The following is a 17,273-nucleotide window of genomic DNA, read 5'->3' as shown; positions in this document are numbered from 1 at the left end:
GTACCGGTCTTTCGGCCAGTACCCTGTTCCCTTGTAAAATAATGGGTGTTACTGCTGGGTATAGCGACCGGCTTGCATATCCTCGTAGGTGGGGTTATAACCGCAATTGGTTACAAGCCAGTCTTCTTTCTTGATTTGCTCTTCTTCTACAAAAGATTTGAAGAACGTATAATCAACAAACCGTGTCAACCGGATAAATCGAACTCCTGAGAGTTTTGTTAAAGTTGGCATATTGAAAGTCGTAAGCGATGCTGCATTTGCAGCACAAAGTGTTCCATCAATGGCCTGCAATTTGGGGCATGAAATAGTTTTTACGGCACGAACAGTCATACCAACACCCCCGACATGTTCCAATGACGGAAATGTAAAATCTTTATTTGATGCCATAAAATCTAAAGAACCATATAAAATATTATTAATCACCCCTTCTTTGATATATTGAGGATTGCTTGAACAACCGACTGACTTTAAATTCGTAAAATCATAATCATAGTTAGAAACAGCGTTCAGATTACCGATAATACATAACTGACCTCCGACAATTTCCAATTTCGGGAACGAGATATTGTTTGCCATTGTAGTTTCGATGCTTAAATATCCATCTACACTTACCAAGTTAGGGGCTGAAACGCCTTTTTTTGAACCTCTTATAATTTCCATATTCCCGTAAACTCGTTCAAATTGGAATACAGGATCTGTTGTCATATTGCTAGAATACTTAAAATTCTTAATACTCTTAAAATTCAATTCTGGATCTATTCCAACACTTGAACCGGTAATACCGCTCGGAGCTAGAAACATGCTAACTTGCGACATATCCTCTTTTGTGATAATTTTTGAGAATATAGTCCCGTCTGTAATAGAAATTAAAGGTTCGTTATCCTCAAAAGGTACAAAATTTACTTTGCTCAAATCTAAAATTCGATCAGAACACTCCAATAAACGCAGCAAGGTCAGTCCTCCGAGTTGTTCTAATTTACTCCAATCCGGTAATTTTTTCAAGACTTGGAATTTAGATATTGTCAATGTGCCTTTAACAATCGACAAGTTAGACAGTCCATCTATTTCTTGTAATTTATTATTTCCCGTAGATGTAAAAGCATCGGACGCAATATAACTGGAAACGAGATTAAGGTCGCCGTTTACTACCGATAATTCCGGCAATGAAAGGGTCTCCAACGGAATCGGTATAGAAGCAAAATCCACACTTCCAACTTCTTGTAATTTCGGAAATTCCAAAGAAATCATTTTGCCTAAATTATTAACCCCTAAGCGACCGTTTACTTTTGTCAATTCAGGAATTCTCAAAGATGTGATTTCTCCTCCTGGTTCTCCGTCACTTGTCAGACACTGGAGATCAAAATCCTTTACGACAGTGGTTAATTTAGGGAATTCAAAACTTTGTAGAGATGAAGTCCTGAATATTATATTTCCATCAATCGTTTCAAGGTTGTCGAATTGCACATATGCTACTTGATTGTTGCAGACAACGATGTCGCCAGTAATATGCTGCAAAGATCTCATACTGACCATCTGCAATTTACTGTTGGTCGCAAAGGCAGTTTCAGTTCCTATTTGCAAACCTCCAATTGAAGTGATATTATCAAGTCCCGTAAGATCTTGTCCAACATAACTTTTCCGAATGATGATGTTTCCTTCGACTTCCTTCAATATTTTTAATGCGGCGATATCCGACAATTCTTCTGCATCCTCAGCATCCGACCCGATAATCAAATCACCTTTGATAACCGTTACGTCCGTATCAATGAAAGCCGTAACATCCGCTGTTGTCTTCAATTCCACATCCCCTTCATAGCGAATCTCGTCTTTAATGACTTTATATGTATAATCATTCGCTTCTCCATTGTAAGAGGTTACACGAAACGTTCGTTCCGTATCCCAGTCAGTAATGCTTGCCGGATCGGGAATAATTGTTGCCGAGGATGTGTATTTGAATTCGACTTGAGCATTATTTAACGAAACAGTATATGGAACTGTTATGGTAATTATATTGTCAATTATTTCCGCTGTATAGGATTGACTTGCCACAGTCATCACGACTGATGTGATAAAATTGTCATCGGCATCAGCAGGACTTTCTGGAGTCTGATTATCTTCTGAACATGATAAAAAAAGAAATGGGGCAATGAATAGTAAAAGCCAAAACTGTCTCATATTATTGATTATTAGTTATTGATAAGTCTTCAAATGAAAATACTTCTGTGGATATCTCTCCAAGCCAACCACTTTTCGATAATACTCCACACTGAACTTTGATAAAGTCTATATATTGCAATTTTACTGGAGTCCCGTCATGATATATTGCATTGGCTATTTTGAATCCGTTGCGCTGACCGCTACCATCAATGACATTTCCTCCTACCAGATTATCTGAACCCATATTATCCACATACCCCCACTCATAAGCGTTATTCGCCCAATATCCTGTAACGGGATCTTGATTGTTGCGAGGAGTCAGACGCGTCCCATATAATGTATAGCTATCTTCTTTAATCCAATTGGGATAATAATATTCTTGGCCATGGTATGCATTCATATCGACAGAACCTGAATTACCTTCACTATCTACCCACGGAGTATGTGCTCTGGGTGCAGGTCTATAGTAAGTTACTTCGTAGTCTTGTATTGTACCATCGATGCCGGTTTCAGATCCTTTTAATTCATACCATTCATCGTCTGGCTGGCCATTGCCATTTATATCTTGCATTACCCAAACAATGCCCGGCTCATTTGAGCCACCGCTCGAACTGTTAAAAGCATTTCCTTGTATTGCAAAATCGTATTCTCGGCCACTCGGAGCAATACTATGGTCAAAACCGATGATGATATAACCACCGAAAGATCCCAGTGAAACATGCGCTTTTTTGTTCAATCGTTTCGTTGCATACTCTATGGCTTGTTGGGGCGTCGTTTCATTTCCTATAAATCCGGTATTTTGGGATAACTCATTAATAAACTGTCCGGGAGCAGGAATGAATTCATAAACCTTATCCCAAATACCTGAACTTGTCGCTGTCGCTTGCCGATAGCGTTCTTGTTCCGTTTTTTCTTCACAAATAACCTTAACTGTCGTTGTAATTGAAGTATTACTACGTGTTATGTTACGTGAAAGTGGCTGTGTGTTGGGCATTTTTTCTGTAACAGTAACAGCAACGAAATATTCTCCAGGAGTCGTCGGCGTGAATTTAAAAACCCTGTCGGTAGCGGCTTCCATAATTTTTCCATTGACCTGCCATTGATACTGTGGATAATCGAAATATTCCAGCAAAGGCCGCAAATATACAGGACGCCCTGCAAAAGTATAACGATCCGTAGAAGTTTGTGTATAGGATGGTGTCGGAAACCGTACGGAATAAGGCATTGTTTCCACAACTTCTACGTCGAAATCACGGATTGTTTCTCCGTCTATATTGGATGCCCGGATTGTTATCGAATATGTACCGAGTTCTTTTTCGTGAAACGTATATGCTTTTTCTGTTCCGACGATTTCTCCATCGCGTACCCATTCAATTCTAAAATTTTCAAGATCGTCATGTTGAATATCTGGAGATAAAATATAATCCGTGTTTTGAGGCACTTTTAATCCTTTAGAGGGGATTATGATTGAAATTGTAGGTGGAGTTAACTCCAATACTTCTACTTTTAACTCTTCTTCCGCATAACCCTCTGGTGTATCAACTCGCAATTTGATATATAGATGTTGTTCCTGATTCCATGTATACTTCAATATTGATTCAGATGAAAGAAGTTTTCCATCTACTGTCCATGCATAAAGTGCATTATTCGCATATTTATATGTCGGGGCAATTGTCAGTTCACGCCCAACTTTGATAGTGTAAATGCCAGTCTCACTATCGAGTTCAATTATAGGAGCTTGTTTTATTTCTTCAGTAATTACATCGTTCTTATTACAGCTTGTAATAAAAAACAAAAGTACAAGAATACTAAATATGAAAGCCTTCATAATAAAAAAGGCATAGAACTGAAATCAGTTCTATGCCAAACTATATTAAATTGTTATTCTATTGTAACGTCGTCTATACAAAGATACGCCGGAGTATTGAGTCCATATATAGGATCGACATCAGATCCTTCAAAATTGAATTTTACACTTTGCACATCCGCTACATTAATATCCCAATATGTCCATGTAGTTACGGGGGACACTGTTGGTTTATCATATCGGTAGTCGGCCAACAATTTCGATACAGTGGTGATCAAATTTCCATCTACGTCATAACATTCGATGTTGACTTGGAAATATCCTATATTGTTGCCGTCAGAATCTTTCAGATTACTCAACGGTGTTGCAACACCCGATGTTCCGAACTGATTACCATTTATAATCACACCATAGGTATATGCTGTGTTACAATACCATAAACCCTTGAATTTGCGAGGGGAGTCAAAATAGAATTCAGGTTTGGCCATCCACTCCGTATTTCCGAAATCAGAGTAGCCGTATACAACAGCAAAATTGGAACCGCTGTGACCTGCCCCTGTATTGGCCCCATCTGTGGATGCTGTATTATAGACACTACATTGATTCTCCCAAGTATACCACCAATTAGTTCCAGAAGTCTTGCCGGCAGCAGAATCAGAACGATAATTGTATTTCGACAACGCAATGGCACCACTGGAAAATTCAGTATACGCTCCATAAGAATTGGTTACAGTATTCATGTCGGAGACAAACACAAAATCGGGATCGTATATTTCCCTGATTTGGTTCTCTGCAGTATATCCATAAAGCGTGTAGTAGTTCTCTGCTTTAGGCGAAACCGCCATGAATGTTTCATCGAAGTCATCGAATGTAATGGTTGTAGTGCCATCATCATTAAAGTTGGCTCGGGTTTCGGGAGTTACTGAATCAGTTTGAGGATTCATCAAAAAGTCATCGTCTGAATTACAGCCGGTGAACAGGGCGGTTGCCGTCAACAGGAAAGCTCCCGCCAGAAAGCGTAAATTTCTTTTCATAGCTTACTTGTTTTTTAATAAAACATATTTTTAACAAACACAAAAAATCCCGTTCGCGCAGGTTTACACGAACGGGATTATGTTTGTCTTCAAATATGAGAATGACTCCTACGGCATTCCGTATCTGATCGCAACCCGATTTTCTCCCGCGGGTGTAAATCCTTTTCCGGTCATGGCAGGTCTTCTGACTCGTCCCAGTCGTCGCGCCTTCCCAGCATTACACCAGTGGCAGGTTGCGGCAACCTTGAGGGGACTTACAGCAGCGGGTACTGTCCCGGATTCTCACCGGATTCCCTTTTCATCCGTGGCGGCGAACCGCCCGGAACCATTTCCAATTACAAAAATACAAATATTTTTTATAATAATATCATTTACACGAAAAAAAATCCGCAACCTGCCGGAATCATTCCGCACTATACTTTCAGAAAAAGGTTTCATGGCAAAGATTCTCATCGCCCGGGGACAGGCGACCATCTATGTCCAGAAGGACGGGTATACCATAACCCAGTCTTTGGGTGAATACGTGTTCCCCGCGGATGACACGGGGAAGATTCTCTCGTCCGTCACTCTCACCTCGACCGTACGGGTGATGTGCGGGGACGAGGAACTCACGGCCTTTACCATCGGTGCGGTGGGTAAGCCGGCGGGATTCTCATCCGTTACCGTCAATAACGGCACGAAGACCTTAACCTACGTTATCACCGCCGGTACGACGACCCTCGCCGACCACGGAACAATAGATATTCCCGTGACAATTTCCGGTATTGTCTATCATCTGTCGTTCGTCTGGTCGAAAGCCAAGGCGGGTATCCCGGGCAAGGACGGGGTCGATGCCGACATGCTCGACTGGGTCAAGGAGTGGAATACGGGTAAGACGCTCATCAACGGCAACACGGTCATCACCCCCAAACTCTTTGCGGGCACGAAAAACAGCGACGGCACCGTCTCCGGGATAGCCATAGGCTCGTTTACACTCAATACGAAGACCTCCTCGGGAACGATCGCCGCAGAGGCGGTAAACGGCATCTATGGATTTAGGGATGGCTACAAAACCTTCTATGTAGATAACGGCGGTAACGCCCAGTTGGGTTATGGCGACCAGTATGTCAGGTATAACGCCACGACAGGCAAGGTCGAGTTCGGCAGCGGAGTGAGTCTGAACTGGGTCGGTGCGACCTACATCGACAAGGACGGCGTCTTTACCGGAACACTCTCGGCCGATACGATTAAGACGATTTCCATCAGTGCTTCCCAGATCACATCGGGGATTATCGCTGCGGCACGCATCGACACGGCGGCGTTGAAAGCCTCCTTGATTACCGCCGGAAACATCGAAGCTCTGACCTTGAACGTTACAAAAGGGAAAATCGGCGGCTGGACGGTGGATGCCGACTCCCTTTACCGGGGTACGAAGAACAACACTGTGGGGAGCTGCACCTCTGCCGCAGGTAGCATTACGCTCGGCTCGAACGGTATCCGGGGCTATAAATGGCGGCTGGATGCCTCGGGAGCCGGAGCGGTCGCGGGCGGCAACATCGCGTGGGACGCTTCGGGCAACGTCACGTTCGCCTCGACGGTCAGTGCCTTGTGGACGGCACCTATCGGCTCCCTCACCACGGCTTTGGGCGGCAGCGGCTATCCCAAGCTGACGAAGATCACGGCCGACGGAATCTATACCGGCAGTATCACCGCCTCGCAGATTACCGCAGGAACCATCTCCGCCGACCGCATAGCGGCAGGCAGTATAGCGGCCTCGAAGCTCGATGCCGCCAGCATCAGGTCCTCCATCATCAACACGGACTATATCAACGGCCTGAGCTGTACCTTCACCAAAGGAAAAATCGGCGGCTGGATGATCGGGGCTTCGGCCCTCACTGCCACGCATATCTCGATAGACAGCGGCAACAGACGCATCGCGGTGTACGGGGCCAATTCGGGTGTCGCTAGCGGGCAGCGGGTGCAGCTCTACTACAACAGCGACACGGACTTCGGGCTCTATACCACGGACAGTGCAGGGTACTGCGTGGCACAGCTGGGTTCGAGCAACAGCATAGCCGGCTGGACGATCGACACGACTTCCATTCGCAAGGGCAACGTGTCGCTGGGCAGCGACGGCTCGATCATCAACTCCACGAAATGGAAACTGAACAACGACGGTTCGGGGCAGATCGCCTCGGGCAACATTGCATGGGACACTGCCGGGAACGTTACGTTCGGGGCTTCCGTATCGCTGCAATGGAAGAACGACATCGAAGCGGCCAAGGTTACGAACTTCGGCTATCGATATTACAAGAAACTCATCATCAACGGCGACGAAGCGACCTATTATCCAGTCGTTTTCAAAGGTGGCGACCAGAACATCAAACGTACCATTCTCGTCCGTCGGGGATATGCCGAGCAGGCTCCGGTCTCGTGGAACACATCCACGCACAAAGGAGGTCTGATCGTACTTATCAAAACCAACTTCGGCGGTTGGGGTGGCATTGCCTATTCATGGGATATCTATGACCTTTCCGAGACCTACTGCCGGATGTTCGCCGGGGCGCAGCTGTGCGGCAACTACTGCATGTTCGCCGTCTTCCTGCGTGGCGGCGGCGATACGGGTGCCGTGTACCACCTCTACTCCGACCAGCCGATAGAGAGCAGCAGTTATAGTCCTTCGCCGATTCCGGCAGCTCCGCAAATCGCTTACGGCAACGACCTTATCTTCCAGAGCGGTTCCACACAAGCCTATGCCCCCGCGCCGCGCACCCTCACGGCTGCCGTCGAGGAGGAGATCCGCCGCCATCGGTTCATTGCTCTGGCGCAAAGCACGGACAGCACGCTTGCGGCGCACCCGCTGACCTATATCGGCTCGACAGGGATTTACACGGGCACCCTTACCGCGGCGCAGGTCAACGCCGTGGCGATCGATGCCGGCAGTATCAAGACGGGAACACTTTCGGCAGACCGTATCGCCGCGGGCAGCATCAGCGCCTCGAAACTCGATGCCGTGGGTATCAAGTCGTCCATTATCAATACCGATTACATCAACGGTCTCAGCTGCACGTTCACGAAGGGCAAGATCGGCGGTTTCTCCATCGGCAGTGACAACATGACCATAGGGAACGTCGGAGCTGTGGGTGCCATCCCGTTGCAAATCCGTTCCGCCTCCACGGGCAGCGGTTACTGGTACACGGGAGCCTACAAGCCGCTGGGTATATGCCTTACGTGGTATCAGAGCAGCAATGCAGGGCATATCGTCCTCGGGCAGGTGGCGGCATCCGGCAACAGTGTCAAGACCGGATTCATAGGTCTTCAGATGATGTCATGGGACAATCTGGAATACTTCTGCCTCTCGGTGAACTATACCAAAAGCGGCAGCAAGGAGGTATACAACCGTATCGCGGGGTGGGCCTTCGACCACAACCATATCTGGAAAAACAACATCTCGCTGGGCAGCGACGGATCTATCGCCAACTCCACGAAATGGAGTCTGAACAACGACGGGTCTGGGCACATAGCCTCGGGTAATATCTCATGGAATGCCGCCGGCACGGTTACCTTTGCCGCATCCGTATCCGCCCAGTGGACTACGGGCATCACGACGGCGCAGGAACTCGCTTCGGCCATGGCGTTCGGGAAGATGCTCTACCGCGACCCGACTTTCTGGAACGGAAACAACGGTGTCGTGGTTTACAACAACTCCCAGAACGGTATGGTGACCGTTACCCGGCAGCAGGATGCCACGGCACCCAATGACAGCAAGTATGTCCTGAAAATCCAGACCAGCGGCAGTGCCAGCCCTCGCAACGGAGGCTTCTATTTCGGGGCGAAATGCGGTTACCGCAAGGTGCTCGTCGCCCGCATTATCGCCAAGATCCCCGCCGGCAGAAATCTCTGTTGGGCGACGAACAGCGTCGGCACGGGAGGTTCGCACCGGTGGCTTACGTCGAACGCCGGCACGGGCGACTGGAAAGAATACGTCTACAAGGTCGTGTGCGGCACCGCCGATTTTTCCAGCACCCATTTCTTCTACGTGGACGGCACGCAGGGGACTTCCGATACGCCTGTCATCTGGTATGTGGCCTATGCCACGGTCTTCGACCTTACCTCCACGGAGAAATACACGACCACCATCGATGCCAACGGCATTTACACGGGAACCGTACGCGCCAACCAGATTATCGTGGATTCCGCCCTGACTGTCGGAGGGAGCAGCTATAACGGCAGCATCTCCGTCAAGGATGCGAACAATAGCGTAAAGGTCACGCTGGACAGGAACGGTATCACGGCCGTGAGCGGCAAGATCGGCGGCTGGATTCTCGGAACAAGCGCCCTGACCGCTTCGGCTCCGGCCTCGGGGCACCGCATCGTTATGGGGGCTTCAGGATATATTTACCACGACAACCCTTCCACCGGAGTAAACTATTGGGCGCTGAACACGGACGGTTCCGCCACGTTCGGGTGCGGGAAAATCTCCTTTGCCAATGACGGATCGGGTTATCTGGCCAACCAGAATATCAAATGGGACGCCTCGGGAAATGTCACGATGACGGGCACCATCAACGCCAATGCCGGCACCATCGGGGGATTCGTCATCGGTCAGGGGCGCATCGGCTCGACGGCGACAGGAACCGGCTCAGGCGGCGGCCTTGCCATCTACGACGACCTGTTCCGCGTGGGGGACACCATTTCGTATGTCCTGTTCGGCAGCAACACCATACCGGCATCCGCCGGCGGATCATGTGCCACCGGACGTATTGTGAACAACAAGGTGAACAGCATCTTTAATAACAACTACGGGCTTTATATCGATGTCAAAAACGGTAACCGTAACTACGGAATATGGTCCAATGCCTCTGTTATAGCCCCTGCCTGCATCGGCAACAAGATCAAGAATGTCTATTTCACAGGCAGCGGTTACACGATCGATTTCTCGCAGTTCAACATCTTTTTCGTTTATGCCAACCAGAAGTACAGCGTGACCCTGCCGTCGGCATCGTCCGTGGCCACCATGTTCGGTTACTCGACTCTGCCGTCGGACTTCGCCTGCATATTTACCCTAATTTACAACTACAACTGGGGGAATAGCCTTGTATTCACCAATATCCGTAACCACAACGGGGATCTTGCCAGTTACACGTTAGCCAAGGGAGACTCCATTACGGTATTGTGCGCCAATTACCCCTCGTTCCATTACCAGATATTAAATCACTCTTATTAAAAACTTTTCTGCTGGGAATATCCCTACACTTAATAAAAACAGAAGCGAATTATGAACATCACCAACGTAACGGTAACCAAGGTTGCCGAAGAGAGCACGGAGAATGCCGACTACCAGTTGGAATATTCCATCGTCAATGACGCGCTGACCCGCGTCCACGCCTCCATCCGCAAGAAGGATACGGATGGCTCGGGGAACGCTCCGCAGATAGGTATCATCTACATGGAACAAGGCGTTATTTCATGCAACATTCCTATGGGAGAGCCGCTTGCACCCCTGTTTCATGATTTCGATACCATGATCGACGAAATAAAAAAGAGTAACGTACAAAATGCATAAATAATATGGAACTGTCAGTCAAAGACCGCCTTTACCTGCCGTCCTTTTTGCCGGCACGGGGCAACTTCAAGGACTTCAACCTCAAAAAAGAGATTCTGCGCAAGATCGCCATTCCGGACGAGGAGCGCAAAGCCATCGGTCTTCACGAGAATGCCGAGGACAAGCGCATCGAATGGGATGTGGAGAAGGAGAAACCGCTTGCCGTGGAGTTCTCGGGGGACGAGATGGAGTATCTCCGGAAAGCCTGCGAACGCATCTCGGACGAGGAGCTTCCGGACGATATGTGGGCTACCGTGTCGCGCATCTACGATTTCATTCAGGAGAAGTAAACCATCCTTTCTTTCTGCCGCTACTCTTTTGAAAAGAGTGCCCGGTCGTACTCTGATGTATGGTCGGGCTTTTTGTTGAAGTATCGTTCATGGCAAGACAGGACATAACAATGGACGCCGAATACGGTGAGGTGGAGACTTCCGGCAATATCGCCGGCAAGAGTTTCTACGACTTCCGCCTGCTCGATGCCGTCGCGGGTGCGGACAACGACACCTTCCGCTACGGAGAGATTACCGTCCCCGTCGGCTTCGTGTACACGTATAACGACGGCAAAGGGTTCCATGTCAGGATTCCCTATACGCCCGACATGCGCCGCCTGACGGTCCGTCTGGTTATGGAAAGCGGTTCGGGCGGCACGGAGTACCTGAGAAATCCTGCGACGGGCAAACATTGGTTTCCCGTCGTGGCGGAGACGGAAGCCGGCACGGCCGATATCGCCCTGGCCGCATTTTTCTCCCTCAATGAGAAGGGAGTCTACAACCTGCTGTCACGGGACGGTTACCTTGCCGTGTACAGCGGCTCAGAGACCGACTTCGAAATAGGAGCCGCCAAAGCCCAGAACGAGACGTTTCTGCTGAAAGCTTCAGCCGGAAATCTCTACCAACATTCTACGACAGGTGTCGGCCTCGTCGACTACCTGCATTCGAGTCTGGAAAACAACGGTCTTGCCGCCAAACTGCAGTCGGAATTCCTGTCGGACAAGGTCGTCATCAAGAATGCCTATATGGATTCTGCCACGGGAGAGCTGCTTTTAGAAACCGAGGAAAAGGAGGAGAACGATGGGTAAGTACAGGGTCGTAGCCGGACAGAATATCTACGATGTGGCCCTGTACCTGTACGGCAGCATCGAGGGAGTCGTGGATTTGCTCATCAACAACCCCGATCTCTCCTTCGCCACGACATTGACTGCCGGCCGGGAACTTGTCTACACGGACGATTTCGTTATCCGCGCCGATGTAGTCGCCTATAACGGGTTGCACGGCATCGTCCCCGCTAACGGTGAACGGCATGTCTATCCCAAAACGTTCACCTTGCCGCTTGCTGTCGTCCTCACGCTCGCTGCCGGGATCATCACCGTGCAGTGTGCCGTTTCCGGTGCGGGACAGCTGGAAATCGACTGGGGCGACAACAGCGACACCGAGACCGTCCTCCTCGCGGACACGCCGCAGCTGCTCACCCATACCTTCGACAACAAAGTCAGGGACAGGCGTCGTATCCGTTGGTTTACCGATGCCTGCTTCCGGAGTATCGACTGGAGCGGGCTCAAACCGCGGTCGTTGGTACTGGTGCAGACACTGCCGGTGGAGGAGCTGACGCTCACGCACGCCACACTCTCCTTGGAGAGCCTGCGGCTGCTTTCCGGAACCTACAGCCTGAACCTGTCGAATTGCGCGTTGGCCGATCTTGCACCGCTTGCCGAATGCCGGGAACTGATGACACTCGACCTCTCCGCCGCCCGACTGAAACCGACAGTCATAGATCATTACCTGACAACCCTTGTGGAACATTACGGCGACCGACGGAATTGCACGGTCATTTTACCTACAGCCCCGACGGGAACCTATCGGGAGCCGGACCGGGATACCGAAACGGGGCGCTACCGTATCGCCTCGGGCATGGAAGCCGTATGGGTCATCCTGCACGAGGAGGCCTGGAATGAGGGTGGCGCGTGGAAATTCATTATCGACGATATAACCTATACAGTGGAATGAGCCGGACGATTAAGGAGATATACAATGAAGCCGTGCAGGAACGCAACCGGCGGCTGGAACTGACGGAGTTCGCCAGCGACTCGAAGCTGTCTGTCATGAACGGTATCCTATGGACCGTAGCCGCTGTCATCTACAGTTTCGAGACGCTGCTTGATGTCTTCGCGGTGGATATCTCGGAAGCCATCAACAACCGGATCAACGGCACGCCGGACTACTACGCCAATGCGCTGCTGCAATACCAGCAGGGCGACGAGCTGACCGTCCGCGAGGACGGACTGGCTTTCGGGTATGCCCAGGTCGATGAGACCAAACGCATCATTACGCAGGTCTCCTATGTGGAGAGCACGGACGACAGCAACCTCGACAGCAAGCTGGTACTGAAAATCGCTACCGGCACGAAAGGACATCTGGAAGCTATTCCCGCCGAGGAGCTGGTGCCCATCAATGCCTATATCGGCAAGCTGAAATTCGCCGGCACACGCATCGAGGTCATCTCGACCAAAGGCGACGTGCTGGTGCCGCGTCTTACGGTCTTCTACGATGGTGCCGTTCCCGAGGCGGAGATGTACGACAGCATCGAGACCCGTATCCGGGACTACATTATGGGCATCGACTTCGACGCTGCGGTCTATGTCTCCCGCCTGACGGATGCCATACGCCGTGCCGAACACGTTACAGACGTCTATATCGACGAGACGGCAATCCCCGAGCAGGGCGTGTTTATTGCTTGCCACGATACGGACGGGCAAATCCAGCCCCTGCAACGTGTCGGCCGCATGACATACACCGCCTCGGGCTACCTGAAAGAGTCCTCGCGCAAGGACGAGGAGTCGGAACTGCCGACCTTCCGGGAAGCCATCACGCTCAAAGTCGAAAACCATGAGATATAAGCTGCCCATAGACCGTTCGGTGAACCGGCTCGTGCCGCACTACCTGTCGGGACGGCGGTTCATCCTCTTCGTGCAGAGCTGCCTCTATCCCTTGCAAAGCCTGAACGAACGGTTCCGTACGTTTGCACGGGAACGGCATATCGAGGCGCGCATGACCTCACAGGTCATCTATTTCGAGTGGTTCCTGAACTACCGGTTCGGTAAATACATCAAGGACGGCAAGGACCGCATCTTCATCAAGGACAGCACGAGTGTCGGTGTGGACCTGTACCACGAAGGGGCGGAATACCAGCGTCCTTTCACCGTATGGTACAACGGGGAACAGGTTACAACGGACAATGAGGCGGAACGCCCCCGTCCGTTCTACCTGCTGGCGGAAGAGAAGCTGATCAACAAGGTCAGCTTCATGGTCTGCGTCCCGCCCGTCACCATACCTCCGCGGGAACTGGTCTATATGCTTTCCTATGTGGTGAACACCTATAAGACAGCAGGCAAGACCTACCTGATCAAGATCGACGAAGACGAATACACCCCCAATAAGAATACAGGACAATGAAAGAATATATTGCGGAAACCGGCGGACGGTATACCTACTCGGACGATATCCTGAACTTGCAGGAACTGGCTCTCAGCATGAGTGCCGTTTTTGACGGCTGCTCGGACTTCATCATCTCCGGATGCGAGATCGAGGGTCCCCGCGTCTCCCCGGGTTATGTCTGGCTCGGCGGAAAGGTACGCCGTTTCGACGGCTGCGCCGATGCTGTCTATCCCTATTATATATACGAAATCAACCGGCATGAATCGGTGGTCTACGCCAATGAGGTCAACAAGCGCGGGCGTACCTGTTATCTCTGTGCCGGAGCCAAGGCTGTCCCGGATACGGTCGATCCGGTTACTGACAAACTGCCGGCGGCCATCGAGGTGACGGAGAGCTATGCACCCCGGTTCATCGACAAGTTCTTCGGCCGCTATGCTGTCCTGCTCGATACACCTTTTGCCCGGCAGACCGTCAAGAAGGATCTGGTGCTGGCCGGAACGTTCACCGGGCAGAAAGAAATCAGCTCCAAGACCGCCGTCTCCGTCAGCGGCGGGAACGGCTACATGCTCAAAGGCATCGTCAAGGCGGACGGCCATGCCGCCATCGGTGCCTACCTGCACGGTCTGCTTGTCAACGAGATTGTCATCCGGACGGACGGCACGTTCAGTTTCATGAAACAAGGCAAGGAACTGGCCAGGGTTACGGAAGACGGCATATCCTGCGGTACTTCGCTGAATGAAAACGCCCGGATCGGGGCTGTCCGCATCAAGGGATACGACATCTATAACACCTCGGATGTGACGGATGAGGGTTGTATCCGTATCAATTACCACGGCACGGAGGGCGGCGGAACAAAATACCGTGACTTTGCCGTGCATGACGGAAAAGCCTGCACCACACCTGTTTTGAAAGTCATCGGGCGTACCGCCACCCTGCAGGTCGGCGGACTGCTCTCCCTGCAAAGCACCGGACGGGGTATCGATATTCAGAATACCGCCTATACGAAAGACAATGCCAGGCTGACAAACCTGATTACCTGGCGCGACAGTGCCGCCGCGCTGCTCGCCACCGTCGGCTTCGACACCGCTGACAGTTTCCGTTTTGCGCTGAGGAACGCTCTGGGCGACATCGTGCTTGCCCCTTTGGGAGCGGTGGATGTGCTCGGTACGCTTAAAATCAACGGAAAATCCGTGTCCGACACCTATGTGACCGTCAGGGCCTTTACGGAGGCGATGGGAAAGAAAGTGGATGTGGTAGAAGGCAAACAGCTCTCTACCGAAGACTTCACGACCGAATACAGGAAGAAACTGGCGGCTATCACTACCGGAGAACTGACGGAGGGCGGCGAAGGTTATGTCACATCGGGAACCGTCGCGGCGGCTTTGAAAATGAAACTCTCCGCCGACGGGAACCTTTCCGATGTCATGGACAAGGCTGCCGCCCGGAAGAATATCGATGTCTATTCCAAAGCGGAAGCCGGGGAGGTATTTCTGGAAATCTCCGAAGGATTGAAGGAGCTGGTGCGCCTGACGGCGGACGAGATCAGCGGGCTGACGGCAGAGGAAGCCGCCGAACTGAAAGCAAAGCGGCAGGCGGCCGTCAGGGATACCCTCGATGCCGAAAAGAAAGGTACCGGGGAGCTGAAACTGGCCAAGACCTCGAACCTGTCCGACCTTCCGGACAAGGGCAAGGCACGCAAGAACCTCGAAGTCTATTCCACGGCCGAGATAGACCGGATGATGGACGGCAAGCTCGGGACTGACTCCGCTTACGAGGGCATTGTCTTCACACCCGAACTCAGGGACAAACTGCTGGAAATCAAGACCGGTTCGTTCGCCTACATAGATGAAGGCGGCATTTCGCACGCGCAGGTCGAGGGATACGTGATGACCTCGCAGGTTGTCAGGGAACTCAAGAAAAAGGCGGAGCGGCTGATGGGCGGCTACAACGCTTCCGAAAAGGATACCATCGCCACCAACCTGAACCTGTATACCAAGGCCGGGGCGGACGCCCGCTTCGCCGCGCTTGAAAACCTGTTCCAGGATTACATCGACTTTTTGACCGGGCAAGGAAAATCCCCCATGGAAGCCCGGCAGCTCCTGCGGAACAAGTTGGACGTGCTGTCCAAAGACGAAATCGTCAAGGACTACCTGCGCAAGGACGGCAAACTTTCCGACCTGTCCTTGCCGACAGCGGAGGCGAAACGGCAGGCCTGCCGCGCTATCGGAGCCGCCTATGCGGAAGAATACCAGCCCCTGCTGGCGGATACGGGATGGATGCACATGGAGAACAGCGGCTCGGGAACAGATACCCAGGGGCTGTTTATCCGCCAGATCGGGAATATCGTGTCCATACAGGGGTATATCAATACCGCACGCAGGGACGGCAGCAACTGGGGCGGCATCGTTGCCGTCATCCCGAACAAGATACAGCCCCCGAGATACAGCGTGCGCTGCAGCGCCGCTGACTGGAACGATGACCACAAGTACAACCGGGGCTCCTCGTTCACCATCTACGGCGGTTCGCGCAGGATACAGCTTTACGAGCGCGGTATGTACAATGTCAATGTAGAACTCAACTTCACCTATTTTGTATAGTCATGAAACATAAACTCAATGTAAACGGCGATATTGAAAGCCGCCGGAGGATTGCGGAGCGCAGGAACGTTCCCGTCCGTGAAACCGTACAGCAAACCATTCAACCGCAACATCATGAAACAGAAGAAAATCAGGCGGCAGCCGCAGAAGAAACCGTCTCCCCGGCAGCAGAAGCCCCGAAAGCGAGAAGACGGAAGACCGCAGGGGACGCTTAAGCGCTTTCCTTTCGACGAGACACGGATAGGCTTCATGCTCCGGTATGAGATGCCGGTAGTCTATCATCTGCTCCGCAGGTTATGCGCCACGCAGCAGCCCTTCGAGCCGGACTGGCAGGTCATACGGTCGGTGGCGGAGGCATCGAAAGACCCTTCCTGCGGCAAGGCGAAGTTCCGCCGCTACCTGGACGAGTACCGCCGGGACGGGGTCTATTGCCGGCGCGGGAAACGGCTCACGCCGGAGCGCAAAGCCTACTATGAAGGCATATGCCGCCGCAAGAGAGAAGAGTATATCCGCCGGAACCGCAGGAGGCTGCTTGCCGAAGCGCGGAACGCGCCGGGCGGCGACAGACTGCTCGGAGAGATTAAAAGCATTCTTAAAATGAAACGGTAATGCGCTGAAGGACAATGCCGGTGAGAAACATTCATGTACATGTATGGCTGTTCC

Annotated in this window: 13 protein-coding genes and 1 riboswitch; of the genes, 10 read left to right on the top strand and 3 right to left on the bottom strand. The window is 51.2% G+C overall.

What is annotated here, in order from left to right:
• Nucleotides 1–48 precede the first annotated feature (48 nt).
• The 3 genes from BN8908_RS07150 to BN8908_RS07140 are packed head-to-tail and all read right to left on the bottom strand — an operon-like array spanning nt 49 to nt 4,998.
• Nucleotides 49–2,175 carry a receptor L domain-containing protein gene (locus BN8908_RS07150; RefSeq protein WP_004303979.1) on the bottom strand — a complete coding sequence of 709 codons (2,127 nt, stop codon included), beginning with the start codon at nt 2,173–2,175 and terminating at the stop codon, nt 49–51.
• Nucleotide 2,176: 1 nt separating this feature from the next.
• Nucleotides 2,177–3,985, bottom strand: a complete 1,809-nt coding sequence (locus tag BN8908_RS07145; protein ID WP_004293581.1) for a PKD-like domain-containing protein — start codon at nt 3,983–3,985, stop codon at nt 2,177–2,179.
• A gap of 53 nt (nt 3,986–4,038) precedes the next feature.
• Entirely contained in the window at nt 4,039–4,998 is a 960-nt protein-coding gene (locus tag BN8908_RS07140; protein WP_004293580.1) for a DUF4465 domain-containing protein, read from the bottom strand.
• Between the two features lie 157 nt (nt 4,999–5,155).
• Nucleotides 5,156–5,343, bottom strand: a riboswitch (cobalamin riboswitch).
• Nucleotides 5,344–5,434: 91 nt separating this feature from the next.
• Between BN8908_RS07140 and BN8908_RS07135 the strand changes: the two genes are divergently transcribed.
• The 10 genes from BN8908_RS07135 (at nt 5,435) to BN8908_RS18920 (ending at nt 17,219) form a co-directional block, all read left to right on the top strand.
• Entirely contained in the window at nt 5,435–10,204 is a 4,770-nt protein-coding gene (locus BN8908_RS07135; protein WP_004293579.1) for a hypothetical protein, read from the top strand.
• Between the two features lie 51 nt (nt 10,205–10,255).
• Complete coding sequence (locus BN8908_RS07130) at nt 10,256–10,543, top strand: hypothetical protein (RefSeq protein WP_004293578.1); 288 nt, start codon at nt 10,256–10,258, stop codon at nt 10,541–10,543.
• Between the two features lie 5 nt (nt 10,544–10,548).
• Nucleotides 10,549–10,872 carry a hypothetical protein gene (locus tag BN8908_RS07125; protein ID WP_004293577.1) on the top strand — a complete coding sequence of 108 codons (324 nt, stop codon included), beginning with the start codon at nt 10,549–10,551 and terminating at the stop codon, nt 10,870–10,872.
• 110 nt (nt 10,873–10,982) lie between these two features.
• On the top strand, nt 10,983–11,660 hold the full coding sequence (locus BN8908_RS07120; RefSeq protein WP_004293576.1) for a hypothetical protein: 678 nt from the start codon (nt 10,983–10,985) through the stop codon (nt 11,658–11,660).
• Nucleotides 11,653–12,585, top strand: a complete 933-nt coding sequence (locus tag BN8908_RS07115) for a hypothetical protein (RefSeq protein WP_004293575.1) — start codon at nt 11,653–11,655, stop codon at nt 12,583–12,585. Before BN8908_RS07120 ends, BN8908_RS07115 begins: the two co-directional genes overlap by 8 nt.
• On the top strand, nt 12,582–13,475 hold the full coding sequence (locus BN8908_RS07110) for a hypothetical protein (RefSeq protein ID WP_004293574.1): 894 nt from the start codon (nt 12,582–12,584) through the stop codon (nt 13,473–13,475). Before BN8908_RS07115 ends, BN8908_RS07110 begins: the two co-directional genes overlap by 4 nt.
• Before the next feature lie 151 nt (nt 13,476–13,626).
• A complete protein-coding gene (locus BN8908_RS07105) occupies nt 13,627–14,031 on the top strand; it encodes a hypothetical protein (protein ID WP_227225037.1) in 405 nt (134 codons plus the stop codon).
• Nucleotides 14,028–16,610, top strand: a complete 2,583-nt coding sequence (locus tag BN8908_RS07100) for a hypothetical protein (RefSeq protein ID WP_004293569.1) — start codon at nt 14,028–14,030, stop codon at nt 16,608–16,610. The genes BN8908_RS07105 and BN8908_RS07100 overlap by 4 nt, the downstream gene beginning before the upstream one ends.
• Nucleotides 16,611–16,612: 2 nt before the next feature.
• A complete protein-coding gene (locus BN8908_RS18925; RefSeq protein WP_191835317.1) occupies nt 16,613–16,825 on the top strand; it encodes a hypothetical protein in 213 nt (70 codons plus the stop codon).
• 49 nt (nt 16,826–16,874) lie between these two features.
• Entirely contained in the window at nt 16,875–17,219 is a 345-nt protein-coding gene (locus tag BN8908_RS18920) for a hypothetical protein (RefSeq protein ID WP_229031372.1), read from the top strand.
• The last annotated feature ends 54 nt before the right edge of the window (nt 17,220–17,273 follow it).

Source organism: Culturomica massiliensis (assembly GCF_900091655.1).
GTDB lineage: Bacteria > Bacteroidota > Bacteroidia > Bacteroidales > Marinifilaceae > Culturomica > Culturomica massiliensis.
Note: the sequence above shows the minus strand (reverse complement) of the source record. Positions and strands in the feature narration are given on the sequence as shown.

Excerpts from the sequence above, each read along its gene's own strand:
- BN8908_RS07100 (WP_004293569.1), top strand. The coding sequence starts at position 14,028 with ATGAAAGAATATATTGCGGAAACCGGCGGACGGTATACCTACTCGGAC.
- BN8908_RS07130 (WP_004293578.1), top strand. The coding sequence starts at position 10,256 with ATGAACATCACCAACGTAACGGTAACCAAGGTTGCCGAAGAGAGCACG.
- BN8908_RS07125 (WP_004293577.1), top strand. The coding sequence starts at position 10,549 with ATGGAACTGTCAGTCAAAGACCGCCTTTACCTGCCGTCCTTTTTGCCG.
- BN8908_RS07120 (WP_004293576.1), top strand. The coding sequence starts at position 10,983 with ATGGACGCCGAATACGGTGAGGTGGAGACTTCCGGCAATATCGCCGGC.
- BN8908_RS07110 (WP_004293574.1), top strand. The coding sequence starts at position 12,582 with ATGAGCCGGACGATTAAGGAGATATACAATGAAGCCGTGCAGGAACGC.
- BN8908_RS07140 (WP_004293580.1), bottom strand. The coding sequence starts at position 4,998 with ATGAAAAGAAATTTACGCTTTCTGGCGGGAGCTTTCCTGTTGACGGCA.
- BN8908_RS07105 (WP_227225037.1), top strand. The coding sequence starts at position 13,627 with ATGACCTCACAGGTCATCTATTTCGAGTGGTTCCTGAACTACCGGTTC.
- BN8908_RS18925 (WP_191835317.1), top strand. The coding sequence starts at position 16,613 with ATGAAACATAAACTCAATGTAAACGGCGATATTGAAAGCCGCCGGAGG.
- BN8908_RS07145 (WP_004293581.1), bottom strand. The coding sequence starts at position 3,985 with ATGAAGGCTTTCATATTTAGTATTCTTGTACTTTTGTTTTTTATTACA.
- BN8908_RS07150 (WP_004303979.1), bottom strand. The coding sequence starts at position 2,175 with ATGAGACAGTTTTGGCTTTTACTATTCATTGCCCCATTTCTTTTTTTA.
- BN8908_RS18920 (WP_229031372.1), top strand. The coding sequence starts at position 16,875 with ATGCCGGTAGTCTATCATCTGCTCCGCAGGTTATGCGCCACGCAGCAG.
- BN8908_RS07115 (WP_004293575.1), top strand. The coding sequence starts at position 11,653 with ATGGGTAAGTACAGGGTCGTAGCCGGACAGAATATCTACGATGTGGCC.
- BN8908_RS07135 (WP_004293579.1), top strand. The coding sequence starts at position 5,435 with ATGGCAAAGATTCTCATCGCCCGGGGACAGGCGACCATCTATGTCCAG.